This is a genomic window from Pedobacter suwonensis, assembly GCF_007833675.1.
Lineage (GTDB): Bacteria > Bacteroidota > Bacteroidia > Sphingobacteriales > Sphingobacteriaceae > Pedobacter > Pedobacter suwonensis.
Genome location: NZ_CP031708.1, coordinates 3,690,832 through 3,715,256, shown reverse-complemented (window position 1 = coordinate 3,715,256; position 24,425 = coordinate 3,690,832). Strand labels below are relative to the sequence as shown.

Sequence of the window (24,425 nt, the reverse complement as noted above, 5' to 3'; positions counted from 1 at the left end):
GAACCCTCTTCATATATTCTTCATCCAATATAAAGATTGCCAAATTGCCTGATGCAGGCAGCAGGTTTTTTGGCAAACTATTAAATTAACTGTAATTACTATTATTTTACAACCGTAAACCTCTTTGGTACATTAAACGGAAAATCGACCGGAACATTGCCGTCAATTTTTACATATTGAAGGTCGATATTTATTGTTTTCGCTTTAGATAGCGTTTTGATCTTCAGCGCACCAGGAAATAAAAATTCGTTTAATTTTTGATAATCTGAATACGTAACTTTCAATGCCTGCCCATTTTTAGCATCATTTAAATTGGTTTCAGATACTTTGAAAAGTGTATTAAAGAGCAACCTGTAATCTAGCTCAGATTTACTTCCGGAAACAACCCAAACTCCGTTCTCCTGTTTAACATCCGATTCCGGAACTAAAAACTCGCCCACGGCATTACCCGTTAAAATGGCCTGAAGGGTGTTAAAATTAACCTGTTTGTTGGTGAAATTGTAAACATAACTGAACGGTTTTTTGAGGTACTCGTTTTTCATCCGGTTCATAATCTTGATGCTATCAGGCGTAATTAACGCTCTTGCCACCTCTGCCATTCCACCCAATGCCGTAATGCTTACCCAAATGGTCTCCTTATCTTTCATTTTGAAATTCATGGTTACATCATTCGCATTACCGGCAATATCCAAAGTTGCTTTTGCTTTAAGTGAAAGCGTATTAAATTTAAGCTGTTTGCTATTCAACAGGGTTAAGGCTTCTGCTTTGGTATTATCTGTTTTGGTTTCCGTTTTGGTAGGAGGAGCCACTACAATTTCTTTTTTAGGTTTACAAGCTGAAACAAAGATTACCGCTCCTAAAAGGAATACACTATTTAAAATATTTTTTTTCATTGATCTTCTTAATTAATACTTCTGATCCGTTTCCGGCCTCTTTTGCTTTTTGCCATTGGATTAATGCAGCATCTTTTTCACCTTTCATAAAAAGTATATCTCCATATCGCTCCAGGTAAACACCGTTTTTACTGCTATTGTTTTGTAAAGCCTTTTCAATCCATATCTTCGCCAGATCGTATTTTTGCTGTCTGAAGAGAATGAAGGCATAAGTATCTGCAACAGAAGAATTATTTGGCATGGCATGTGCAGCTGTTTCAGCATATTTAGCCGCCTTTGTCAAGTCATCATTTCTCAATGCCAAATAATAGGCATAATTATTCATGATCAGATAATTATCTGGCTCTGTTGCAATCGCTTTTTCGAAAGCCGTTTTAGCCTGTGCAAAATTATTCTGGTTGAGGTAAACATCGCCCTGAAGTGCATAAATCTGCGCCTGGAGGCTTTTGTTCTCTACATCCAATTGCGACGAGGTTTTTAAATTGCTTTGGGCAGCTTCATATTTACCGGTTTTAAAAGCTGCATAAGCCATATAATAATATAAACTGGCCTGGTTAGGATAAATGCTTAAAGCTTCTTCGCCAACTTTTAGGGCTTCATCGTAATGTCCAAGCAACGTTTGGATATTAATCACCTGTTCCCATACGATGTAAATCTGTTCGTTAAGTCGCAACGCAGCCTGATATTGTAGCAATGCTTCTTTCAAGTTATTCTGCTGATAGAGTACATCGCCGTAAAGGGCCAATGCTTTGGCTTCTGTAGGGTTTTTCTCTGCAACCAGCTTACTCAGTTCAGCTGCATTTTTAGCTACAATAGGCTGGTTAAGTTTAGGAAAAAGTGCGGCAATGATCTTTACCTTTTCTGCAAGCGGCATTTCATTGCTTTGAAAAGCCAGTTTTAAGGATGAAAAGGCTGCTTCATCATTTTTTTGCTTACGGTAGATATCGGCCAAAGCCAGGTTTACTTCAAAATTATTGGGTTCAAGTTGCTGTGCTTTGGTTAACACCTTCAAGGCTTCTGGGTCGTTCCCTTTTTGTAAAAGCAAACCTGCAGCGTATAAACAATTCTTTACATCCGCCTGGTTACCTTCCAACAACTTCACAATATCACTTTCTGTGGCATTTCCGTTAGATTGCAGGCGCTTTCTGGCATTTGCCAAATCTCTTGAATTACCAAATTTATTCTCAATTTCTTCATAGGTCTTTTTGGCGGCATCCAGCTGATTGGCCAAAAACTGTGCATTGGCCTTATCAAAATAATAGGCATCGTTTTCAGGATCGAGACGGATGAGCTGGTTAAATACCCCGATCAGTTCGGGCATATTATTGCTGCGTTTATATACCTCTCCCAACAAACGCCAGTACCATAAATTTCCGTTATTTATTTTAATGGCCTGTTTAATATGCTGTTCAGCTTCCAAAAGCTTATCTAAACGCAGGTCTGCGTTGGCCAGTTCGAAATAAGCAGCATGGTTATTAGGATCTAACCCGACGATTTTATTGAAATTGGTAGCGGCCTGAACATAATTTTCAGACATTTTCTCCCGAAGACCGGCAAAGAACAATTGCTTTACCATATTGCTATCGCGATTGGTAGCAGGCGCAACTGTCCCCTGCCCAAAAGCCTGGAAGCCGGCCAAAGTAGCCCCAATAAGAAAGTGCACCTTATACTTCATATCATCCAAAAATTAACTCCAAACTCTCAACTGAGAACGCCAAACTATTTTCCCGTATGCCCGTAACCACCTTCGCCGCGAGCCGTTTCGCCCAGTGCTGTAACCGGCTGCCAGCTCACCGTTTCGTGTTTGGCCACTACCATTTGTGCAATCCTGTCGCCATTAACGATCTTAAAATCAGTATCTGATAAATTTACCAATAAAACTTTTATTTCGCCACGATAATCGGCATCGATAGTACCGGGTGAATTTACGATACTGATGCCATGTTTGTAAGCCAGGCCACTTCTTGGTCTGATTTGTGCTTCGTAACCAACCGGTAGCTCAACAAACAGGCCCGTTGGTACCAGCAACCGTTGTAAAGGTTTTAAAATAATGTCTTCGGTTATTGCCGCTCTTAAATCCATTCCTGCCGCATGCGCAGTTTCATATTGTGGAAGTAGATGCCCGGATGTATTGATGATTTTTATTTCCATTTTTTAGATATGAGATTGGAGACGTGAGATTTTAGATGACTGATTCTAACGATTTACTTCTTTAATATCTTTACTACATTATTCTTTTCAAAATAGAAAACCCCTAAGAGGAATAGCGCTAAAATGCCATTTCCGATATAAATATTACGTTCAAATATCCAGAAAGAAAGATATACGAAAAATATAGAAACGAGTAAATAAGCAATCATACGTTTTAAATTGTAAGGAATTGGGTAATGTTTTTGCCCCAATACGTAAGAAATAACCATAATAATAAGATATGCAAACATGGATACCCATGCCGACCCCATATAACTGTATTTTGGTATTAAAATGATATTCATGACAATAGTAAAAATAGCGCCAACAGAAGAGATGTATAAACCGAAGCGAGTTTGATCTGATAAACGGTACCAAACCGATAAGTTCATATAAATACCAAGGCAGACATACCCAAACAATAAGTATGGAACGGCACTAAGCCCTACCCAATAAGGCGGTGAAATAAAATGTTTTATAAGCTCGATATTCGCGGTTAAGCCAACAAAAAGTATTGATAATGCTAATACAAAATAATATAAAATGGTAGCATAGGTTTGCTTGGCGTTAGCATTTTTAGCATGACTAAAAAAGAAAGGTTCTGCACCTAGCCTGAATGCAGTATTAAAAATGCTGATAAAAATGGCCAGTTTACTCACGGCCCCATATATACCAATGTCATGGTCGGCAATATTAGTTGGCAGATATTTACTCAATAAAATTTTGTCGAGTGTTTCGTTAATTATAAACGATAGATTAGCTACAAGTACGGGCCAGCTGTAACCAAACATCTTATTAAATAATGCGCTATTAAACTTAAACTGGATTTCCAAAAACTGCGGAAATAACATTACAAACGTAATGATACTTGCAATTAAGTTAGAAACAAAAACATAACCAATCCATTGGCTTTTATACCAGGTGGCTAGCCAATTACTTAGAAAGCCATCATTTTTAATTAACCACGGAACAACAAAAATAAACAAGAGGTTAAAGCCTACAAAGATGCCAATATTTAAAAACTTAATTAGGCTATAACGAAATGGCTTACCATCTGCCCTAAGTTTTGCAAAGGGAATTACGCTAATTGCGTCTACAAATAAAATCCATACAAAGTATTTCACATATAATTTCTGATTAGCCAGTTCAGAGATACTTCCGTTTAAGGTAAACCTGGCTAAATAATCTGAAAAAACCAATCCGTTGATCAGAAAGAGCGTAGAAATAAAAGCAATAACTAAAAAGCTATTATTGTATACTTCCTGTTTTTTATCCTCATGTTTATTTAGATAACGGAAAAATGTGGTTTCCATTCCAAATGCCAAAATCGGGTTGATGGTGGATGCGTAGCTAAACATCTTAGTAAATATCCCATATACACTTGTTGGATAAACCCTGGTGTAAATTGGAGTCAAGATGAAATTGAATAAACGTGAAAAGATGGTACTTAAACCGTAAATCAGCGTTTGCCCAGCAAATTTTTTATATACAGACATCAATATTGAGATTTGAGTATTGCGTATTGAGATAGGCTCCATGATGGGAACCATAAAGCAATCCAACAATTCAGCAATTTATTTTCTTAGCACTTCAAAATTACGATAGTTTTTTACTTCGCCATTGCTTACCTCTACATTTTCAACACGCGATCGGTCAGGACCTTCATGGCACCAGTTCACAAATTCTTCCAGAAAAATATCTTCGCCTTCCGCTTCGATATAAACCGATCCGTCTTTTTCGTTCCTTACAAAACCATTTACCATCATCTGGTTGGCAATCATTTTAGTGGTTTCTCTAAAACCAACGCCCTGCACTTTACCTGTTACTTTTATATTGAGGTGTTTCATTTAATGTTGTAAAGTTGAAATATCGCTGTAAAGGTAAATGAATTATCACAATTCTTCAGCACCTGTTACCGAAGGTATATAACTGATTAACGATAATCTTCAGGCTGAATTATGACAGGAGTATTAAACAATTAAAACCACAACAAAAAATGGTTATGATCCATTAAACAAACCTATAATTAGACTGGTTATCATTAGCACTAATTTTTCGGGAATAGCTTAACATTTAGGTAATTTGAATTTTAAAAACGGAGATAATAATGAGCGTACATATAGGATTGATGATCTGGAAGGAAATGAAAACCAAAGAGATTCCCATTTCCATATTTGCAAAAAAGTTGGGCATTAGCAAAATCAAGGCGCAGGAAATTATTAACAGTCCTACCTTAGATGTTTCTCTACTTGCCAATGTGAGTGAGGTACTCGGCTACAATTTTTTTAGTTATTACGAAAAAGGCAAGGCATTTTCCGAGTTCAGTAAAAAGGAAACACAGGCATCAGCAGAAGAAATCAAAAGATTAAAAAGCCTGCTCAGTGAGAAGAACAAAACGATCGAACTTAAAGATAAAATGATCCAAAACCTTTCGCATACTGTTTCTCTGCTTGAAAAAGTCCAGTACCGTTAATTTGGAAAGTGGAAAGTTATTGTTTTTGAAAGTCGTTCAAATGACTCATGAAAATACCAATCATTAATTTCCCTTAAAATCGAGGTTTACATTTTGGGAGATAAAAACCTTCCATCAATTTAAGCTTTATCCATCCTCAAATCTAACTTACATAAAATTCTATAAATTTGTTGAGTCTGAAAACGGACTTTAACAATGAAGATTTATTTCAACAGAAAACACTTATTTAAAGAAATTGATTACCCAGATCGTTACCGCAAGAAAAATCTTTTTAAAACCGTTTCAATCATTTTTGGTGTTATTCTCGGATTTCTAATCCTCCTGAAGCCCTTTGAAGTTAATACATCGCAACAGAAAGTTAATTATTTTTTCATATGCTGTCTCCATGCCTTGTTACCTGCAGTAATCATCTATTTTTACTTTACGCTATTAAATTATTTCAGGGCTAAGTATGCTGAAAACCAAAGCTGGTCTTTGCCATCGGAATACGCGCATGTTGGCATTTCACTTCTTTTCACAGGTATAGTTAGCTTCCTGATCCGCGATTTCATTTATTTCAATCAAGATAATTGGACATGGCACTATTTATGGGAAGAGGTGAGAAACTGTTTTGTAGCAGGGATACTTTTGTATTTTTTGATGAGGATGGCAATGTTCTATTTTGAATCAAAAAAAGACACCTCCTTAATTTTCCAGTTTACTCCACTTGATCTTAAATCACAGAATAATTCCGGAAATACCTTAATTTATGTTAAAACCCAGGTCAAGCAAGACGATTTCACTTTAGATCCAAACGATTTACTTTTTGCCAAAGCAGACGGGAATTACATCGAGATAACAACCTGCAATAATAATCAGCTAAACATCGAGCTAAAAAGAATCTCCCTAACACAATTTGAATCTCAGTTACTTTTCAACCGTAATTTCTTCCGTTGTCACAGGGCCTTCCTGGTAAACATGTGTTATATCAAAAACGTAACCGGAAAGTCGCAGGGCCTTATGCTTTCATTTGACCACACAGCTGATCAGGTACCCGTTTCAAGGGCACAGCTTGTTGCATTCAATGCGCTTTATCAAGAACTCCTTCTTACCCCAAGTTCATCACCTAGTTATTGATCACAAAGATTTGTTGCTGGTAACATTGGCAATAAAAAACCGGATTTCCATTTTATGTTTGCGGCAGTATCGGTTTAATCAAGCCTAACAATTAAAAACGTATCTGCCATGTCATCCAAAATATCACTTCAACAAATTACTCCAAACAAAGCCAATAAACTATTTTATATTGATAATCTTAAGATCCTTCTAACAATGTTAGTTGTAGTACACCATACCATTATTGTGTATTGCGCCCCAGGTGGATGGTATTATACCGAAAAAACAACTCAAATGGCTGCCATTATACCATCAACAATTTTTGTAAGCCTAAATCAATCATTTTTTATGGGCTTTTTTTTCCTACTGGCAGGATACTTCACAGCACCATCTTACCATAGAAAAGGGACTTGGAAGTTTTTGGGAGACCGTTTCACCAGGCTTGGTATCCCACTGTTATTTTACTCCTTCGTTTTATCGCCATTACTAAGTTACCTTGTTTATTATTTCGCAGAGCGCAATCACATTACTTATCTGCAATATCTTTCAGGTTACCATAGCTGGATTGATTTTGGCGTACTGTGGTTTGTTGCAGCCTTACTGCTATTTACACTGATTTATGTTGGCGCGAAACGTTTCGTTACCATTAAATTTAAAAATCCTATTCCGGCACCTGGTACCGCCAAGATTTTATTTTTTGCTGTTTTGTTAGGTGTAATTACCTTTTTTGTTAGGATTTTATTTCCGGTGGGTTGGGTGCTTAAACCGTTTGGCTTTCAGTTAGGTCACTTTCCGCAATATATCATTCTGTTTATTATAGGTTTGTTGGCCTATAAAAATCAATGGTTTGATAGCTTGCCTTTAAAAGTTGGTAAAAGCCTCAGGCGGGTTGCCTGGTTAGGTCTAATATTCTTTCCTTTGTTCTTTCTGATCAAGGCTAAGCTTAATATGCCCATTGAATGGTATTCGGGTGGTTTTCACTGGCAATCTCTATTATATGCCGTTTGGGAACAATGTATAGGAATTTCAATTCTCACTGCATTATTAAGCGTGGGCAAAAATTCGTGGAATAGATCATCGCCATTGTTAAGTAAATTATCTAGATGCACTTTTGCCACTTATATTTTCCATCCACTGGTCATCACAGGCGTTTCTCTTATTTTTAAATGCTGGTTGGCAGATCCGGCAGTCAAGTTTTTAGTCCTGGCGCCATTTGTAGTGATGGGAAGTTTCTTATTGGGCTCCATTGTGCTGATAATTCCAGGCGTGAAAAGAATTATCTGATAGATTGAAATGTAGGACTGGGGTTATCTAAAATCGAAAATACGAAAGTAAATTCCGCGTCTCTGAGATACACGTCGATCTAACTATCCAATTCGTTTTGTAATTGCGCAAGCTGCGCTAATTTATTCTTAAATTCATGCCATATTTCTTCAAGTATAACCCTGGCAGGTTTGATCTCTTTCAGTATTGCCGAAACCTGCCCGATTTCGAGTTCACCGTTTTCTACATCGCCTTCAAACATCCCCAGTTTTGCCCTGGCATGCCCCAAAAGTTCAGCCAGTTCTTTCGGGCTTGCACCTGTAGCTTCAGCATGGGCAATAGTATCTGCAAATTCATTTTTCAATAACCTTACCGGAACGAGTTTTTTCATCGCTAGTTTAGTATCGCCTTCATTGGCAGCAATAATCTTATATTTAAACGCTTCATGAGCAGATGATTCCTCGGCTACTGCAAAGGCCGAACCGATCTGAACAGCATCTGCACCTAAGGCAAATGCAGCCAGCATGGCTTTTCCACTCCCAATACCGCCAGCCGCGATAACCGGAATTTTAACCTTTTCTTTAATCATCGGGATTAAACACATGGTAGTGGTTTCTTCTCTCCCGTTATGCCCTCCGGCTTCAAAACCTTCGGCAACAATGGCATCAACACCAGCTTCCTGTGCTTTTATCGCAAATTTTGTATTTGCAATAACATGAACGACTGTAACACCCCTTTCTTTTAAAAAACTGGTCCATGTTGCTGGATTACCAGCAGAAGAAAATACAATTTTCACCTGCTCTTCAATTACAACATCTATAATTTGCTGAATATTAGGGTAAAGCAATGGAATATTAACGCCAAAAGGCTGATGTGTGGCCAATTTGCATTTTTGAATATGTGATCTTAAAACATCAGGGTACATCGAACCTGCACCAATAATGCCTAATCCTCCAGCATTTGAAACCGCCGAAGCCAGTTTCCAGCCACTGCACCAGACCATTCCAGCCTGGATAATCGGGTATTTGATATTAAAAAGTTTACAGATGGGGTTCATAAGGAAATTTACTTTATAAATGATAGGCGAATTATTGAGTATCAATTTATTCTGAAAGAATTCTATATAATTCTAAATTAAGAAAATAGTGGCCTTTGCCTAAACTTCTTTTTTCAAGAATTCTCATCCGTTGGCTAATTTAAAATTAACCTTAAAAATCTCTATTTTTAAGGTTAAAATAAGGAATCACATTAAAATCATTGTAACAAACTCCTTTCACATTAAAAATCAGAATTTTTAATGCACAAGATTTTATATGACATTAAAACTTAAAACAAAATATAATGATGCTTTAAAATAAATGATTTTTAAGGTTATTAGAAGAATGAATAATTCTTTAAATCAACCGCCTCACCAGATCATTTTCAATTTCAAAATTTTCCCCTAACTGAATAAGGTTTAAACCAGGTTTTTTACCAACCTCTATTGTTCCCATTTGCTGATCAAGCCCTAAAAACTCTGCTCCATTTATGGTAGCCCAACTCAGCAGTTTTTCAAAAGTAACCTGTTTATATTTCTGCAAGGTGAGCATCTCTGATAGGATATTAAGCTGATGGTTACTGGCTAAACTATCTGTTCCTAAGGTGATTTTTACCTTTTTTTCCATTAACAGATCAACATCAGGTAAAACATTTTCGATATATAAGTTAGCTTGCGGACAAAGGCACCAGTATAAATTGGGATTGCTTTGCTTAGCAAAATCAATATCTGCTTTATTCGTAACCGTATTGTGTACCAGTAATGTTTTTTCCTTTTTTATATAAGGCAGCCAGGATTTTAATGAAGTTTTATTTGTTGGAACAAAAAAAGAGAGATCCATTCCTAAAAACTCATAAAGCTTTAAAAAACCGCCTGTTTTACTTTCAAAAAAAGCATTTTCATCAACGGTTTCCTGGTTATGCACGCTGATAAATGCATTTGATTTTTCTGCTTCTTTCCTAATCAATTCAAATAGCTCAGGTGAAACGGTATAAGGTGAATGCGGAACTATGGCTGCTGGCAGGGGTTCAAAATCGCGCTTAATTTCCCTCAAATGATCCATTATAGCACTCGCACGTTCCGGGTTAAAACCTAAGGCTTCTATAAAAGTATAATAATAAATCTTACTGCCTTCTTTTACCTTTTTAGAAGAAATCTGGTTGGAAATATCGCCAACAGCAACAATTCCATTATCGAACATCTGTCGATCGGCTTTTTGCATAGCTAAATCGATCTGACCGGCATCGGCCTGTCTGCTTTTAATAATATGCTGTACAAATTCTACCAAACCTGTTTGCCGGGGAATTTGACCCCACAGGTGTGATAACTCTAAATGACAATGGGTATTAACAAAGCCCGGAACAATGGCGCCCTTATACTTAATGATCTCCAAATCAAGGTTCACCCAATCTTCTTCGGCTAAAACCTCTTTTATTTCGCCATCAGGATTTACGGCTACTACTCCGTTTTTAATTGACGGGGAAGAAACAGGAAAGACCCAATCAGCTGAAAAGTATTTTAACATACCGCAAATTAATGGAATAATCGGAGCAAATAAAATATTTCCCTGGTCTGCGTTATTTTGGTAATGATTGAGTTTGGAAATTGCTGCCCTAAAGATGAGAATAAGAAAAAAGAGCCTCCTATCGGAATCGAACCAATGACCTACTGATTACAAGTCAGTTGCTCTACCAGCTGAGCTAAGGAGGCTTAATCGGGCTGCAATGATAGAAAAAAATCTTCATTTTTAAAAATTGAAAATTATTTTTTCTACTATAGGTAGTGAATAGCTTCTGGTCATCCTGAATATTTATTTATAAATACCATTTGGTCAGTAGTCCAATGTTAAAACCGGCATGCCATCAGCAACCAACAAACAAAAACTTGTAGTGCTTCACCTCAAAGTGTAGACAAACTCCACAGCCTTAAAAGTTTGGCATAAAAATAATTACCTAAAAACCAATCACTTAACTAAATTAATCCATTTGGCATCATTATGAAACATAAGCAAGTATTGTTACACAAATTAAATTTAAAAATATATACTATGAAAAAGTTCGTTTTAGCAGCTACAGTATTAGCATTAGCAGGATTCTCAACAGTAAAAGCAAGTGAAGTAAGTACAATGAAAAACGCTGCAATTGTTGCGGTTCAAGATAGCGCAGTAAAAACTCCGGTTAAATTGGAAGAACTTCCTGAGCCCGTAACTACAGCATTGAAATCTGATGCTTACAAAGGATGGACCGCTACTGAAGCCTGGTCGGTGAAAGAAGGTACCAAAGAGTATTATTTAATCAATGTGAAAAAAGAAGCAGAAACTGGATCTGTTAAAATCGATAAAGACGGTAAACCAGTTCAATAAATAAATAAGTTAGCGCTCCGGAATTAACCAGTATTTAACGTAACGATAGTTACAAAACATATAAAACATTATATCATGAAAAAGATCATTTTAGCCGCTACTTTAGCATTCGCAGGATTCACAGCAGTACAAGCAAGTGAAGTAAATACCATCAAAAACGCTGCAATTGTTGCAGTTCAAGACAGTGCAGTAAAAACCCCGGTTAAATTGGAAGAACTTCCTGAGCCCGTAACTACAGCATTAAAATCTGATGCTTACAAAGGATGGACCGCTACTGAAGCTTGGTCGGTAAAAGAAGGTACAAAAGAGTATTATTTAATTAATGTTAAAAAAGAAGCAGAAACCGGATCTGTTAAAATTGACAAAGACGGTAAACCCGTTCAATAAATAATATAAGTTAGCGCTCAAGAATTAACAAGTATTTAACGTAACGATAGTTACAAACCATATTTAAAACATCATATTATGAAAAAGATCATTTTAGCCGCCACTTTAGCATTTGCAGGATTCACAGCAGTACAGGCAAGTGAAGTAAATACCATCAAAAACACTGCAATTGTTGCAGTTCAAGATAGCGCAGTAAAAACGCCGGTAAAACTGGAAGAACTTCCTGAGCCAGTAACCACCGCCTTAAAATCTGATGCTTACAAAGGCTGGACCGCTACTGAAGCCTGGTCGGTAAAAGAAGGTACAAAAGAGTACTATTTAATTAACGTAAAAAAAGAAGCAGAAACCGGATCTGTTAAGATCGATAAAGACGGTAAGCCTGTACAATAAAACCCAAATAATTACATCTACCTATGATAAGAAAGCCAGATTATGTCTGGCTTTTCTTATTTTTGTTACATGGCGAGAATCCTGATTTTAGAAGACGATACCACATTTGCTCAAATACTCGATGGTTTTTTAACAAAAAATGGTCATGAGGTTACCCTCGTAACACAAGTAAAGCAATCATTTAAGCAAGTTGAAACCAATACATTCGATTTACTTTTAATCGATTACCGCCTGCCGGATGGAACCGGATTTGAAGTGCTTACCCACCTTCGCGATTTAGGGCTTTCTATTCCGGTCATCATCATGACCAGTTTTAACGATGTCCGCACTGCAGTCAAATCAATTCAATTGGGTGCATTTGATTACATTACCAAGCCGGTTAATCCAGATGAGCTTTTAATGGTGATCAAAAGTTCTTTAACCAAAAAGGACTTAAAAAGTGTTGAACCAAAAGAAGTAAACAGCGATTTTATTAAGGGCAAAAGTGCCATTGCCGATAAACTCTATGAGCATATTAATTTAGTCGCGCCCACAGACATGTCGGTAATCATACAGGGCGAAAGTGGCACAGGGAAAGAATTTGCTGCCAGAACCCTGCATCAGCAAAGTAAACGTGCCAACCAACCGTTTGTTGCTATCGATTGTGGTGCATTATCCAAAGATTTGGCCGCCAGTGAATTATTCGGACATGTTAAAGGAGCGTTTACAGGGGCACTAAATGATAAAAAAGGCCAGTTTGAGGCTGCCGATGGAGGAACTTTGTTTTTAGATGAAGTGGGCAACCTAAGCTATGAGGTGCAGATTAAGTTGCTCAGGGCTTTACAGGAAAGGGTGATACAACCTTTGGGCAGTACCAAACAGATTCCCGTTAATGTGCGTATCATCACGGCTACCAATGATGACCTGGCCAATAGCATGCAACAGGGAGAATTCAGAGAAGATCTGTACCATCGTTTAAATGAATTTAAAATCCAGCTTCCGCCTTTACGCGAAAGGGGTGGGGATTTAGAATTATTTATCAACCACTTTATCACTTTATCCAACCGCGATTTAGGCCGTAATGTGAAAAGTATCTCTGCTGAAGCGAAAGCATTATTGTTGAGTTATGACTGGCCGGGAAATCTCCGCGAGCTTAGTAATGTGATCAAACGAATGGTTTTATTGAGCCAGGGCGATGTTGCCCAGATCAATGCATTACCCGATGAAATGATGGTTTCTGTCCATCAGCAATCAGCTCCAGGCAATTCATCCGATCTGAAAGCCGTTAACGAACAAAATGAAAAAGCATTGATTACCGAAACACTGATCAAAGTAAGATATAACAAATCAAAAGCTGCAAAAATCTTGAATATCGACCGCAAAACGTTGTATGCTAAAATGGAGCGCTACGGGATAGAATAACTATTCTACAGTAATATAGTCGATTTTCTCGATAAAGGCGATCAAACTATCCAACGCACTGAGCTGTAGTAACAGCTCAGATTTAATATTTTCGGTTAATCCATTTTCCACTATTTCCATTTCCAGGGTTCTAAAAGCATTGGCTAATGTCTTCGAGCCCATCTGGGCCACGCGTCCAGCAAGCCGGTGAACCAATAACCTGCTCCTATCCTGATCGTTTTCATCCAGGTATTTTTTTAGTTCGGCTGCATCGTCAATCGAATCTTGCCTGAAGCGGGTAAGGATTTTTTCCAACAATTCCTGATCACCAAAAGTCATTTTCTCGATTGAGGAAAAATCAAATTCAGGTTGATTCGCCAACATCTCTGTTTTATCAAAGATAGACAGGATATCAACCGCCCTAAACGGTTTCATAATTAATCCGTCAAACCCCTCACTCAAAACCATTTCGCGCTCTTCAGGTAAAACCTGTGCGGTAATGGCATAAAATTTAACATTCTGCGGCAGTTTCTTTTTCAATAAGTGGCAGAGTTCAAAACCCGTCATTTCAGGCATGCGCATATCTATCAAAACATACTTCAAATCAGCTTCAGGCTCGGTATGAAGAATGTCTGCCACCTGTGTAAAACTCCTGTAAGGCACTTTATTTCTCTCGAAAATCATCCCACATAAATCCAGGATCAATTTATCATCGTCGATTACCCAAACCTTTCCCGGATTTACGATGGCATAATGCGTTAAGTCTAAGGCATCGTTTACACGCTCTGTGGTATTTTCATATTTGATGTAAATATTAAATGTGGTACCCATGCCCGGTTTACTTTTCACGTAAATTCTTCCTCCCTGCGCTTCAATCAAAGATTTAACAATAGGCAGGCCCAAACCGGTCCCTGCAGGATTAATCAAATATTTTTCAGGAGATTCGATCTGCTCAAATTCATTAAATATCTTCGGAATATCTTTTTCCTCAAAACCGATCCCTGTATCCTTTACTGTAAAATGGAAATGCAGATCATTTCCCTGCTTTTTGTAAGATACAGCCAGCTTAATTTCACCTTTCAAAGTAAATTTTACTGCATTACCCAATAAGTTAAATAAAATTTGCTTTAGCCTGAAAACATCTCCCTTTACAAACTCCAGACCGGCAAGATCAAATGCCGTATCTAACCGGAGCAACTTCTGTTCTGCTAATGGCCGCATTACCGAAACCACTTCGTCCAAAGCTTTTCTGATATTGAATACCTGGTTGTTGAAGCTAAACTCACCCGACGTAATCCTGTTATAATCCAAAACTTCGTTAACAATCTGAAGTAGGTGGATGGAAGATTGATAAATGGCATCAACATCTTTCTTATTAGGTACATCCTGCTGGGTAATCAGTTCGGCATAACCTAAAATGGACTGCAAAGGCGTTCTGATCTCATGGCTCATATTTGACAGGAACCGTTGCTTCGCTTTACCATGGTATTCAGCCTCGTCTTTAGCCAGTTCCAATTCTTTTCTATATCTGTTACTTTTTGTAATGTCGGCCATAATTAAATACAGCAGAATAACCGTTAACAGAAAAAAGATAATGATAATGGTTGTAATCTGGGTAATCCCATCATTAACCACTTCTTTAGCCTGGATACCATTTAAATCGACCTGGGCTACAGCCTGCCCTTCAACTTCTCTTAAAATCTGTAGTATTTTAGCGGTTAAAGCATTGCTTGCACTCGACAAATCGGCTTCCCGCTTTAAAAATTTCTGGCTTTTCTGACGTTGTTCCAGTTCGATATTTTTTAACGAACCCGTCATGCTTTTCATGATACTATCTTCAGCCTTTGCATTTAAAGTATCACGCTTAACTTTAAATTCCTCATTAATAATTTTATAAACATCAGATTTTTTCTTGCCAAAAAGTTTGCTCAGGAAACCCCTCGATTTTTGTTCTTCTTCAGGTGCAACCGTAGTGGTTGATGTGGTCGTTTCGGTGGTTAATACCGCACTGTCAGCTTGCCTGCTACGTGTAGCCACCAGGTCATTCAATTTCCTGACCTCCTCCGAAAAAGATTTGGTATTCACCAGTGTTTCCCTCACCTTAAGGTAGTTCACAAATTGTTTATCCCGTTCTGACAGTAAAATTTTAATCGATTTTATCCTTGCCAACTGCGCAGAATCACCCCGGTATAATTTACGCAGGGTATCTAAACCCGACCTTAACCTCCGCGATTCTTTAAGAAAACTATAGGTACCCTGTTTGTTAAAAGCCTCATCGCGCTGCAACTGATCTAACCTGGCTATCCTATGCGATAGGTCGTTAACAATCCTCAACCGATCGTTTGGTGCAGAAATTTCTTCAACGGTATCCAGCATCCGCGTAAAGGCAAATTTACTAATACCCCATGCCAAAAGCAGCGCAAAACAGGCAAACAAAAAACCTATGATCACTTTACTTTTGATTGCCCGGAAGAATCTTTTCTGAATAACAGCCGCCATTGATTTAGATTGTTTAGATTATCCATTATGATAACGGTTTAACCTAAATATTTGATATGGATTTATCTTTGCAAATAACGTACCACAAGAAAAATTGATTGAAAAACTTTAATTTTAAACACCTCCAAAAAAACAAACCATGAACCGTATCGACTATCTTTCTGAATGTTAACCCTGCTTTATTCCAGAAAATACATTACGGTAGAAAAAATTGAAGAAAGTTCGATATGAGCGTACGTACCGGTTATCAGATCCCAGAGCATGAATACCGGGATCATCTGTCTTAGGAATTTACGCTTCCCTTTCAAAAAACACAGCACATGTCACTAATTGACTACATGCACCTAATCCCGTAAATTATTAAAAACATTTTTTCCAGGCTGTCATAGGGTTGTCAGTGGCGGGCGTTTTCTTTGTTTAAACAAACATCAAAATCATGAGCATCGCTGATTTACTACTTATGGAATTACACGCAGCAGAAAAAACAAAACAGAAAAACATGGAAATTATTAATGCATTATTGAAAGAATTAGAAGCCGAATTTAATATCACAAAAAAATTCCTCGCGATTGTTCCGGCAGAAAAATTTGACTGGGCGCCACACGAAAAAAGCATGAAATTGAAATCATTAGCGGTTCATATTGCTGATCTGCCGAGCTGGGTTTCGTTAGCCTTAACTACCGATGGACTGGATTTTGAAACAGCACCATATGTAGAAAAACCTATAGAAAATGTTGGTGATCTGGTAAAAATTCTGGAAGAAAATTATAACGAAGGGAAAACAGAACTGAAAAAAGCAACAGAAGAGGATTTGAATGGACGCTGGATATTAAGGATGGGCAAACAAGTTTTGGCCGATTATTCTAAATATGAAACCATTCGCCACTCCCTTAGCCAAACTACTCATCACAGGGCACAGCTCGGCGTTTATTTAAGATTACTGGATATTCCTATCCCAGGCAGTTACGGACCAAGTGCAGATGATCAAAACTTTTAGCTCACAAGACATCCAAATGAGCCATCGAAACCGGGTTTGTTTTGATGGTCATTCTTGGAAATGACTACCGAATTACAAGGCCATATTGATATTCTATTTCCACTTTGTTAGATTTAGCCATGAAAAAAATATTGGCCATTTCAGGAAGCACCAAAACTTCATCCACCAATGGGCTTTATATTTCGGCTATTAGCCAGCTTCTAGGAAAAGATTTTGAGGTCTATATCTTCCCAACTGTTGCAGTTGTTCCACATTTCAACCCAGATCTAGATTTAGCAGATCCACCAAACATTGTTTATGACCTTCGTAAAACCATCCAGGAAGCAGATGGTATCATCATTTCTACACCTGAATACGCCATGGGTTTACCAGGATCGCTTAAAAACCTTCTCGATTGGACGGTAAGCTCAGCCTCATTTTCAGGGAAACCTGTTTTTGCACTTGTAGCTTCTACACAGGGTGAAAAAGCCTATCAATCTATAATAGATATTTTAACGGTACTTGAGGCCAATATCTCTTCAAAGCTTATTTCCTTTGCAAAAGCAAAGATCAATCCTGATGCAGAAATTATAGATCAGGAAACTTTAACCGGACTTAAATCTAACGTTAAAGCATTTGTTGCGGCAGTTGAGAATGGATAACACGATTTATTTCCGTAAAATTGCAGTATGAACAATAATGCTGCCACCCGTTTAAATAAATTCATTAGTGAAAGTGGATTATGTTCACGTCGTGAAGCAGACCGATATATTGAAAAGGGAACGGTTTTCATCAATGGAAAAAGAGCCAGGATAGGCGATCAGGTTTTTGCAGGAGATAAAGTGATGGTTAACGGCCATCATATCGAACCCAAAGAAGAAAGTAATTTTATCCTGCTTGCTTTCAATAAGCCTGTTGGCATTACCAGTACCACTGAAGGCACCGTACGTGATAATATTGTAGATTATATTAATTACAGTGAAAGAATATTTCCCATCGGCCGGCTAGACAAAGATTCATCTGGCCTGATCTTCCTCACCAATAATGGTGATATCGTTAATAAAATCCTGCGTGCAGGGAACAAGCACGAGAAGGAATACGTCGTCACTGTTAATAAACCCATTACCGAAGATTTTATCTTTGAAATGAGTAACGGTGTCCCCATCCTGGGCGTAAACACCCGTAAATGCAAAGTAAGACAGCTCAGCACCTTTGTTTTCAATATCATCTTGATTCAAGGTTTAAACCGGCAGATTAGAAGGATGTGCGAGCATTTTGGCTACGAAGTAACCAAACTGGAGCGCACACGCATCATGAATATCAGCCTTAAAGGTATTCCGACAGGAGAGTTTAGGGAGCTTACTGATGAAGAGATGAAGGCCATTACCAAAAGTGTAGAAAATTCGTCGTCAGAAGCCAAGGCTAAAACAAAAAGCACCGTCCGGAAAAAGGCAAACGTGCGGGAAGAGATTCCGGAACTTAAAGAAGAACCGACAAAAAAAGTATTCAAACCCAAACCATCCAATCAAAAATCATCGGCTAAGAAAACAGCTGGACACCCAGGTTCAAAACCTGCTGGCAAGGCCAATAGCGGAAACCGAAATTCGCGACCTGCAAAAGGCAAACCTTCAGGCAATTCAAACACAAGAGGCAGAGGAAGATAAAGCTAAAAATTTGTAAAATTTGGCCTGATTATCGTTCTTATACCTTCCAGCTTTTTACCTTCTGCCTTTTTTAAGTACCTTTGCAACAAATGGTAACAGCAAAAAAAACCGATATCCGTGCGTTAGATCTGCCACAATTGCAACAACATCTTACTGCAATGCAACAGCCTGCTTTTAGGGCCAAGCAAATTTACCAGTGGCTTTGGGAAAAATCGGCAACGAGTTTTGAGCAGATGAGTAATCTATCCAAAGACCTTCGTAAAGCATTGGACGAAACTTTTGCCATTAATGCCGTTCAGGTTAACAACTCTCAGTTCAGTAACGACCATACCATCAAAAATACGTTTAAGTTAGCAGATGGCAATATCGTAGAGGGTGTTTTAATTCCGCTGGAAGATCGCATGACTGCTTGTGTAAGTTCGCAGGTAGGCTGCAGCCTAACCTGTAAATTTTGTGCAACCGGTTATATGGAACGTAAGCGTAATTTAAATGCTGACGAGATTTATGACCAGGTAGTATTGATTGATAAGCAAGCCAGGCAGAATTATAACAATCCCCTTACCAATATTGTGTACATGGGGATGGGAGAACCGCTGTTAAATTATGCCAATGTACTAAAGTCTATCGAACGCATTACAGCACCCGATGGACTAAACATGAGCTACAAACGGATTACAGTTTCTACCGCTGGCATTGCCAAGATGATCAAAAAATTAGGTGATGATGGCGCAAAATTCAACCTTGCCTTGTCGCTACATGCCGCTGATGATAAAAAGCGTAATGAGATCATGCCCATTAATGAGGCCAACTCATTAAAATCGCTTGCCGAGGCTTTAAAATATTATTTTGCCAAAACCAAAAATCCGGTAACCTACGAGTACATCGTTTTTAATCATTTTAACGATGAAATTTCTGATGCGATGGATTTGGCTAAATTCTGTAAACATATTCCCTGTAAAGTAAACCTGATTGAATATAATCCAATATCTTTCGCTGATTTCACCAACGCTGAAGGCGATAAGATTGATGCTTTTTCTAATTATTTAAAAAGCCAGGGGATCAATACCAATATCCGCCGTAGCCGTGGTAAAGATATCGATGCTGCCTGTGGGCAATTGGCGGTTAAGGAAGAAGCGAAGGCCTAAGCGAGATCATACCATATTTTCAATAAATCTCTTTTATTTTTGGAGCGCAGTTTACTGTGCTTTTAGGTTTGGTCCCGTCCTACTCCGCTTTTTGAGGGTAAAGCTGGAAGATGTAAAACGGATGATGGAATGGTATCTGCGGAAATCAGCGTCTTCTGCGGGAGTACAACCTTAATTTTTCTCAACTCCTTAATTGTTAAAAAATTTTTTCGTCTTGGAGCGCAGTTTCCTGTACTTGTAGGTTGGGTTCCGTCCTGCTGTGCGCTCTATCCTTTTGGGAAAACTTATTTTTCAACAATTTTTCTTAGCCAAAAGGGATGCCGCTCCCATCAGGGCTATTTAACCCGGGACAGAAAATATAGGAGTAAATATGGAAGATGTAACACGGGTAATGGAATGGTATCTGCGAAGATCAGCGTTTTCTGCGGGAGCACAACCTTAACTTTTCCTGATTCCTGATTATTGGAAAAGTATCTGTTTTTTTGGAGCGCAGTGTCCCGAGCATTTGGGATAGGTCCCGTCCTACTGTACGCTTTATCCTTTTGGGAAACCTTATTTTTTAAACAATTTTCTTAGCCAAAAGGGATGCCGCTACCATCAGGGCTATTTTAGCCAGGACATAACATAAAAGACGGAAGATGTAAAACGGATGATAGAATGGCCTCTGCGGGAATCAGCGTAATCTGCGGGAAACCGCTATGCGCTATGCCCTATGCCCTTTGCTGATAAAACAAGAAAGCCCTTCAACATTACTGCTGAAGGGCTTCTCTTTAAGATCTGGCACCGACCTACTCTCCCACGTGTTACCGCAGTACCATCGGCTCTGGTGGGCTTAACTTCTCTGTTCGGAATGGGAAGAGGTGGACACCACCGATATAGGCACCTGAATATTTTTATTTAAGGTTGAGGGAGGGAGGGTATTAAGGTAGAGGGTAAACCTTCCGCCTTTATGCCTTCCGCCTTCCGGCCTCAAATGACATATTATTGAAAGAAGTTAGCATGAAGAACAAACAACAGTTCTGTTTGCTTTGAAAGCTTCGGATGATTAGTACTACTCGACTGTGGTGTCGCCACCTTTACATCTGTAGCCTATCAACGTAGTAGTCTGCTACGGTCCTATATGGAATTCTCATCTCGTGGCTAGTTTCGCACTTAGATGCTTTCAGCGCTTATCTATTCCCAGCGTAGCTACTCTGCAATGCCCCTGGCGGAACAACAGATTCACTAGAGGCTGGTCCAACCCGGTCCTCTCGTACTAAGGTCAGCCCCACTCAAAATTCCTACGCCCACAACAGATAGGGACCGAACTGTCTCGCGACGTTCTGAACCCAGCTCGCGTGCCACTTTAATCGGCGAACAGCCGAACCCTTGGGACCTTCTCCAGCCCCAGGATGTGACGAGCCGACATCGAGGTGCCAAACCTCCCCGTCGATATGAGCTCTTGGGGGAGATCAGCCTGTTATCCCCAGCGTACCTTTTATCCTTTGAGCGATGGCCCTTCCATGCAGAACCACCGGATCACTATATCCGTCTTTCGACCCTGATCGACCTGTATGTCTCACAGTCAAGCAAGCTTATGCTATTGCACTCCACGTACGGTTACCAAGCGTACTGAGCTTACCTTTGAAAGCCTCCGTTACCTTTTTGGAGGCGACCACCCCAGTCAAACTACCCATCAAACAATGTCTCCCGCTTAGCGGGATTAGACACCGAATACAGAAAGGGTGGTATTTCAACGTTGGCTCCACGATGCCTGGCGACACCGATTCATAGCCTCCCACCTATCCTACACATCCTGTACCCAATGTCAATGTTAAATTGTAGTGAAGGTGCATGGGGTCTTTCCGTCCCGTTGCGGGTACCCGGCGTCTTCACCGGGACCACAATTTCACCGAGCTCATGGCTGAGACAGCGCCCAGATCGTTACACCATTCGTGCAGGTCGGAACTTACCCGACAAGGAATTTCGCTACCTTAGGACCGTTATAGTTACGGCCGCCGTTTACTGGGGCTTCGATTCAATGCTTCTCTTGCGATGACATCCCCTCTTAACCTTCCAGCACCGGGCAGGTGTCAGGCCTTATACCTCATCTTTCGATTTTGCAAAGCCATGTGTTTTTGTTAAACAGTCGCCTGGGCCTTTTCACTGCGGCTGACATTGCTGTCAGCGCCCCTTCTCCCGAAGTTACAGGGCCATTTTGCCGAGTTCCTTAGCCATGATTCACTCGAGCACCTTAGAATCCTCTTCCCGGATACCTGTGTCGGTTTGCGGTACGGGTTTTTATAACCTGGAGCTTAGCGGTTTTTCTTGGAAGTCTGATTACCTGCACTATCCAATCGCCCGAAGGTCCTTGGTACTATCAGCGCTCAGCATCGATCACGGATTTGCCTATGTTCGATATACCTACAGCCTTCAACGATCTATTCCGTCAGATCGCGGCAGTGTCACTACTCCGTCCCCACATCGCAGTTATAAAAAGTACTGGAATATTAACCAGTTGTCCATCGAATTTCCCCTTCGGGTTCTCCTTAGGTCCCGACTGACCCTGATCCGATTAGCGTTGATCAGGAAACCTTATCCTTTCGGTGGGCGGGTTTCTCGCCCGCCTTATCGTTACTTATGCCTACATTTGCTTTTCTATGCGCTCCAGCACCCATTACCAGATACCTTCACTGCACATAGAATGCTCCCCTACCGATATATTTCAATCCCATAGCTTCGGTGTACGGTTTAATGCCCGTTTATTATCCATGCCCGATCGCTCGACTAGTGAGCTGTTACGCACTCTTTAAATGAATGGCTGCTTCCAAGCCAACATCCTAGCTGTCTGTGCAATCGGACCTCGTTAGTTCAACTTAACCGTAACTTGGGGACCTTAGCTGATGGTCTGGGTTCTTTCCCTCTCGGCGCGTGACCTTAGCACCCCGCGCCTCACTGCCGGCCATATTACATAGCATTCGGAGTTTGTCTGGATTTGGTAGGATTTGACTCCCCCGCACCCAATCAGTAGCTCTACCTCTATGTAACTCGATGCCGACGCTGTTCCTAAAAACATTTCGGGGAGTACGAGCTATTTCCCAGTTTGATTAGCCTTTCACCCCTACCCACAGATCATCCGGAAACTTTTCAACGTTTATCGGTTCGGTCCTCCAGTACGTGTTACCGCACCTTCAACCTGTCCATGGGTAGATCACAAGGTTTCGCGTCTACCTCCTCTGACTATACGCCCTGTTCAGACTCGCTTTCGCTTCGGATCCGTGCCTGAAGCACTTAACCTTGCCAGAGAAGAGTAACTCGTAGGCTCATTATGCAAAAGGCACGCCGTCACACCACTTGGATGCTCCGACCGCTTGTAAGTACACGGTTTCAGGTTCTATTTCACTCCCCTGTTCGGGGTTCTTTTCACCTTTCCCTCACGGTACTGGTTCACTATCGGTCTCTCAGGAGTATTTAGCCTTACCGGATGGTGCCGGCTGATTCCCACAAGGCGTCTCCGACCTCGCGGTACTCAGGATACTGCTAGACTGGTATTCTATACGTGTACTGGGCTATCACCATGTATCGCCGGGCTTCCCATCCCGTTCCACTTCTGTTTACCAATGCCACGTTGCAGTCCTACAACCCCCACTTTGCCGTAACAAGGTAGGTTTGGGCTCTTTCCCTTTCGCTCGCCACTACTCAGGAAATCATTGTTATTTTCTCTTCCTCTGCTTACTTAGATGTTTCAGTTCGGCAGGTTTGCTCATTATATGTGACATGTCTTCAACATGCCGGGTTGCCCCATTCGGAAATCTCCGGATCTAGTTCCTATTTGCAGATCCCCGGAGCTTATCGCAGCTTATCACGTCCTTCTTCGCCTCTGAGAGCCAAGGCATCCCCCGTGTACTCTTTCTTACTTTCTTCTACTCATGCGCCTTTTGCGCCGCATGGTATGCTTTTTTGCTCTTGTTATGATGTCTCATACCTAACATCGTATTGCTACTCCGCCTGGTGAGCACAAACACAACAGTCGCCTATTGTTGTTTGCTCTTCTTTTTTAACTTCTTCCAATATGTCAAAGAACTTTACCGAGGTTAAAGGTAGAGGGTATAAAGGTGGAGGGTTTCATTGTCCTGCGCCTAAGCCTCTGCTTAACCTTGTTAGTGAAAAACTGCGGTCTCGAACCGTTTCATACTTTTTGTAATGTATGTGCCCCGTGGCGTTTTCTTCTTTTCTCTCTTTATGTCAATGTATGTTACCGATCCAGGTAAACTCGTTTTTTTGTTTTCTGTCGTGGCCGGTAGTGCCATGGGTCTTACCCTAAACCTTCTACCTTTCAGCCCTCAACCTTTAATGGTGGAGAATAACGGAGTCGAACCGTTGACCTCCTGCGTGCAAGGCAGGCGCTCTAGCCAGCTGAGCTAATCCCCCAGAGTGTAGTTATCAGTTTTCAGTTCCAGGTTTTCAGTTATGGTAACTGTCAACTGCAAACCGCCAATTGTAAACTTCAATGGTAGTCCCGTCCAGATTTGAACTGGAGACCCCTACATTATCAGTGTAGTGCTCTAACCAGGCTGAGCTACGGGACTTTGCTTTGGGCAGCATCTGATGCAGTATATAGTATCTTACCGCTACCGCTTTTCCTTTGCTAACCTCAGCTTCATCCGTTAAGCTTACCCTTATAGTATGCCCA

Annotated in this window: 19 protein-coding genes, 3 tRNA genes and 2 rRNA genes; 11 read left to right on the top strand and 13 right to left on the bottom strand. The window is 40.0% G+C overall.

The features are described from left to right. Positions 1–101 precede the first annotated feature (101 nt). The 5 genes from DV942_RS15335 to DV942_RS15315 all read right to left on the bottom strand — a co-directional run bounded on the left by DV942_RS15335 (position 102) and on the right by DV942_RS15315 (position 4,930). Complete coding sequence (locus DV942_RS15335) at positions 102–893, bottom strand: DUF4292 domain-containing protein (RefSeq protein WP_134204664.1); 792 nt, start codon at positions 891–893, stop codon at positions 102–104. Then, positions 871–2,568, bottom strand: a complete 1,698-nt coding sequence (locus tag DV942_RS15330) for a tetratricopeptide repeat protein (RefSeq protein ID WP_145858892.1) — start codon at positions 2,566–2,568, stop codon at positions 871–873. The genes DV942_RS15335 and DV942_RS15330 overlap by 23 nt, the downstream gene beginning before the upstream one ends. Before the next feature lie 44 nt (positions 2,569–2,612). Then, on the bottom strand, positions 2,613–3,044 hold the full coding sequence (gene dut / locus DV942_RS15325; protein WP_145858890.1) for a dUTP diphosphatase: 432 nt from the start codon (positions 3,042–3,044) through the stop codon (positions 2,613–2,615). 53 nt (positions 3,045–3,097) lie between these two features. Continuing rightward, positions 3,098–4,579 carry a lipopolysaccharide biosynthesis protein gene (locus tag DV942_RS15320; protein ID WP_145858888.1) on the bottom strand — a complete coding sequence of 494 codons (1,482 nt, stop codon included), beginning with the start codon at positions 4,577–4,579 and terminating at the stop codon, positions 3,098–3,100. Between the two features lie 78 nt (positions 4,580–4,657). Continuing rightward, positions 4,658–4,930, bottom strand: a complete 273-nt coding sequence (locus DV942_RS15315; protein ID WP_145858886.1) for an acylphosphatase — start codon at positions 4,928–4,930, stop codon at positions 4,658–4,660. Between the two features lie 260 nt (positions 4,931–5,190). Between DV942_RS15315 and DV942_RS15310 the strand changes: the two genes are divergently transcribed. The 3 genes from DV942_RS15310 to DV942_RS15300 all read left to right on the top strand — a co-directional run bounded on the left by DV942_RS15310 (position 5,191) and on the right by DV942_RS15300 (position 7,935). After that, positions 5,191–5,556, top strand: a complete 366-nt coding sequence (locus DV942_RS15310) for a hypothetical protein (RefSeq protein ID WP_134204659.1) — start codon at positions 5,191–5,193, stop codon at positions 5,554–5,556. A gap of 195 nt (positions 5,557–5,751) precedes the next feature. Beyond that, positions 5,752–6,672, top strand: a complete 921-nt coding sequence (locus DV942_RS15305) for a LytTR family DNA-binding domain-containing protein (protein ID WP_145858883.1) — start codon at positions 5,752–5,754, stop codon at positions 6,670–6,672. A gap of 195 nt (positions 6,673–6,867) precedes the next feature. Next, on the top strand, positions 6,868–7,935 hold the full coding sequence (locus tag DV942_RS15300) for an acyltransferase family protein (protein ID WP_186462319.1): 1,068 nt from the start codon (positions 6,868–6,870) through the stop codon (positions 7,933–7,935). A 79-nt stretch (positions 7,936–8,014) separates the two neighbouring features. On the opposite strand, the gene DV942_RS15295 is transcribed toward DV942_RS15300, so the two are convergent. The 3 genes from DV942_RS15295 to DV942_RS15285 all read right to left on the bottom strand — a co-directional run bounded on the left by DV942_RS15295 (position 8,015) and on the right by DV942_RS15285 (position 10,660). After that, a complete protein-coding gene (locus tag DV942_RS15295) occupies positions 8,015–8,971 on the bottom strand; it encodes an NAD(P)H-dependent flavin oxidoreductase (RefSeq protein WP_145858879.1) in 957 nt (318 codons plus the stop codon). A 337-nt stretch (positions 8,972–9,308) separates the two neighbouring features. Further along, complete coding sequence (locus DV942_RS15290) at positions 9,309–10,475, bottom strand: amidohydrolase family protein (RefSeq protein WP_145858877.1); 1,167 nt, start codon at positions 10,473–10,475, stop codon at positions 9,309–9,311. A 112-nt stretch (positions 10,476–10,587) separates the two neighbouring features. Then, positions 10,588–10,660, bottom strand: a tRNA-Thr gene (locus tag DV942_RS15285). A 337-nt stretch (positions 10,661–10,997) separates the two neighbouring features. Here DV942_RS15285 and DV942_RS15280 point away from each other — a divergent pair. The 4 genes from DV942_RS15280 (at position 10,998) to DV942_RS15265 (ending at position 13,490) form a co-directional block, all read left to right on the top strand. Continuing rightward, complete coding sequence (locus DV942_RS15280) at positions 10,998–11,312, top strand: GDYXXLXY domain-containing protein (protein ID WP_145858874.1); 315 nt, start codon at positions 10,998–11,000, stop codon at positions 11,310–11,312. A 75-nt stretch (positions 11,313–11,387) separates the two neighbouring features. Next, entirely contained in the window at positions 11,388–11,699 is a 312-nt protein-coding gene (locus tag DV942_RS15275; RefSeq protein WP_090982910.1) for a hypothetical protein, read from the top strand. Positions 11,700–11,777: 78 nt separating this feature from the next. Further along, a complete protein-coding gene (locus DV942_RS15270) occupies positions 11,778–12,089 on the top strand; it encodes a hypothetical protein (protein ID WP_090982907.1) in 312 nt (103 codons plus the stop codon). A gap of 69 nt (positions 12,090–12,158) precedes the next feature. Continuing rightward, the gene (locus DV942_RS15265) at positions 12,159–13,490 is read left to right on the top strand and encodes a sigma-54-dependent transcriptional regulator (protein ID WP_145858872.1); all 1,332 of its coding nucleotides are present in this window, start codon (positions 12,159–12,161) and stop codon (positions 13,488–13,490) included. On the opposite strand, the gene DV942_RS15260 is transcribed toward DV942_RS15265, so the two are convergent. Beyond that, positions 13,491–15,968 carry an ATP-binding protein gene (locus DV942_RS15260; protein ID WP_145858871.1) on the bottom strand — a complete coding sequence of 826 codons (2,478 nt, stop codon included), beginning with the start codon at positions 15,966–15,968 and terminating at the stop codon, positions 13,491–13,493. Between the two features lie 436 nt (positions 15,969–16,404). Here DV942_RS15260 and DV942_RS15255 point away from each other — a divergent pair, with 436 nt between their 5' ends. The 4 genes from DV942_RS15255 to rlmN all read left to right on the top strand — a co-directional run bounded on the left by DV942_RS15255 (position 16,405) and on the right by rlmN (position 19,753). After that, positions 16,405–16,965, top strand: a complete 561-nt coding sequence (locus DV942_RS15255) for a DinB family protein (protein ID WP_145858869.1) — start codon at positions 16,405–16,407, stop codon at positions 16,963–16,965. Positions 16,966–17,084: 119 nt separating this feature from the next. After that, a complete protein-coding gene (locus DV942_RS15250; protein WP_145858867.1) occupies positions 17,085–17,606 on the top strand; it encodes an NADPH-dependent FMN reductase in 522 nt (173 codons plus the stop codon). Positions 17,607–17,633: 27 nt separating this feature from the next. Beyond that, positions 17,634–18,608, top strand: a complete 975-nt coding sequence (gene rluF, locus DV942_RS15245; RefSeq protein WP_145858865.1) for a 23S rRNA pseudouridine(2604) synthase RluF — start codon at positions 17,634–17,636, stop codon at positions 18,606–18,608. An 89-nt stretch (positions 18,609–18,697) separates the two neighbouring features. After that, positions 18,698–19,753: a 23S rRNA (adenine(2503)-C(2))-methyltransferase RlmN gene (rlmN, locus tag DV942_RS15240; protein WP_145858863.1), complete on the top strand. Its 1,056-nt coding sequence runs from the start codon at positions 18,698–18,700 to the stop codon at positions 19,751–19,753. Between the two features lie 775 nt (positions 19,754–20,528). Here the strand turns inward: rlmN and rrf are convergent. From rrf to DV942_RS15220, 4 genes are all read right to left on the bottom strand, one after another. After that, positions 20,529–20,640: ribosomal RNA gene (gene rrf / locus DV942_RS15235) — 5S ribosomal RNA — on the bottom strand. A gap of 139 nt (positions 20,641–20,779) precedes the next feature. Further along, positions 20,780–23,655, bottom strand: a 23S ribosomal RNA gene (locus tag DV942_RS15230). A gap of 431 nt (positions 23,656–24,086) precedes the next feature. Further along, a tRNA-Ala gene (locus DV942_RS15225) sits at positions 24,087–24,163 on the bottom strand. Between the two features lie 80 nt (positions 24,164–24,243). Then, positions 24,244–24,321 (bottom strand) — tRNA-Ile (locus DV942_RS15220). Positions 24,322–24,425: the final 104 nt, after the last annotated feature.

Bases quoted from the DNA above. Each gene is read 5' to 3' on its own strand.
- DV942_RS15335 (WP_134204664.1), bottom strand. From the start codon at position 893: ATGAAAAAAAATATTTTAAATAGTGTATTCCTTTTAGGAGCGGTAATC.
- DV942_RS15330 (WP_145858892.1), bottom strand. From the start codon at position 2,568: ATGAAGTATAAGGTGCACTTTCTTATTGGGGCTACTTTGGCCGGCTTC.
- dut (WP_145858890.1), bottom strand. From the start codon at position 3,044: ATGGAAATAAAAATCATCAATACATCCGGGCATCTACTTCCACAATAT.
- DV942_RS15320 (WP_145858888.1), bottom strand. From the start codon at position 4,579: ATGTCTGTATATAAAAAATTTGCTGGGCAAACGCTGATTTACGGTTTA.
- DV942_RS15315 (WP_145858886.1), bottom strand. From the start codon at position 4,930: ATGAAACACCTCAATATAAAAGTAACAGGTAAAGTGCAGGGCGTTGGT.
- DV942_RS15310 (WP_134204659.1), top strand. From the start codon at position 5,191: ATGAGCGTACATATAGGATTGATGATCTGGAAGGAAATGAAAACCAAA.
- DV942_RS15305 (WP_145858883.1), top strand. From the start codon at position 5,752: ATGAAGATTTATTTCAACAGAAAACACTTATTTAAAGAAATTGATTAC.
- DV942_RS15300 (WP_186462319.1), top strand. From the start codon at position 6,868: ATGTTAGTTGTAGTACACCATACCATTATTGTGTATTGCGCCCCAGGT.
- DV942_RS15295 (WP_145858879.1), bottom strand. From the start codon at position 8,971: ATGAACCCCATCTGTAAACTTTTTAATATCAAATACCCGATTATCCAG.
- DV942_RS15290 (WP_145858877.1), bottom strand. From the start codon at position 10,475: ATGTTAAAATACTTTTCAGCTGATTGGGTCTTTCCTGTTTCTTCCCCG.
- DV942_RS15280 (WP_145858874.1), top strand. From the start codon at position 10,998: ATGAAAAAGTTCGTTTTAGCAGCTACAGTATTAGCATTAGCAGGATTC.
- DV942_RS15275 (WP_090982910.1), top strand. From the start codon at position 11,388: ATGAAAAAGATCATTTTAGCCGCTACTTTAGCATTCGCAGGATTCACA.
- DV942_RS15270 (WP_090982907.1), top strand. From the start codon at position 11,778: ATGAAAAAGATCATTTTAGCCGCCACTTTAGCATTTGCAGGATTCACA.
- DV942_RS15265 (WP_145858872.1), top strand. From the start codon at position 12,159: ATGGCGAGAATCCTGATTTTAGAAGACGATACCACATTTGCTCAAATA.
- DV942_RS15260 (WP_145858871.1), bottom strand. From the start codon at position 15,968: ATGGCGGCTGTTATTCAGAAAAGATTCTTCCGGGCAATCAAAAGTAAA.
- DV942_RS15255 (WP_145858869.1), top strand. From the start codon at position 16,405: ATGAGCATCGCTGATTTACTACTTATGGAATTACACGCAGCAGAAAAA.
- DV942_RS15250 (WP_145858867.1), top strand. From the start codon at position 17,085: ATGAAAAAAATATTGGCCATTTCAGGAAGCACCAAAACTTCATCCACC.
- rluF (WP_145858865.1), top strand. From the start codon at position 17,634: ATGAACAATAATGCTGCCACCCGTTTAAATAAATTCATTAGTGAAAGT.
- rlmN (WP_145858863.1), top strand. From the start codon at position 18,698: ATGGTAACAGCAAAAAAAACCGATATCCGTGCGTTAGATCTGCCACAA.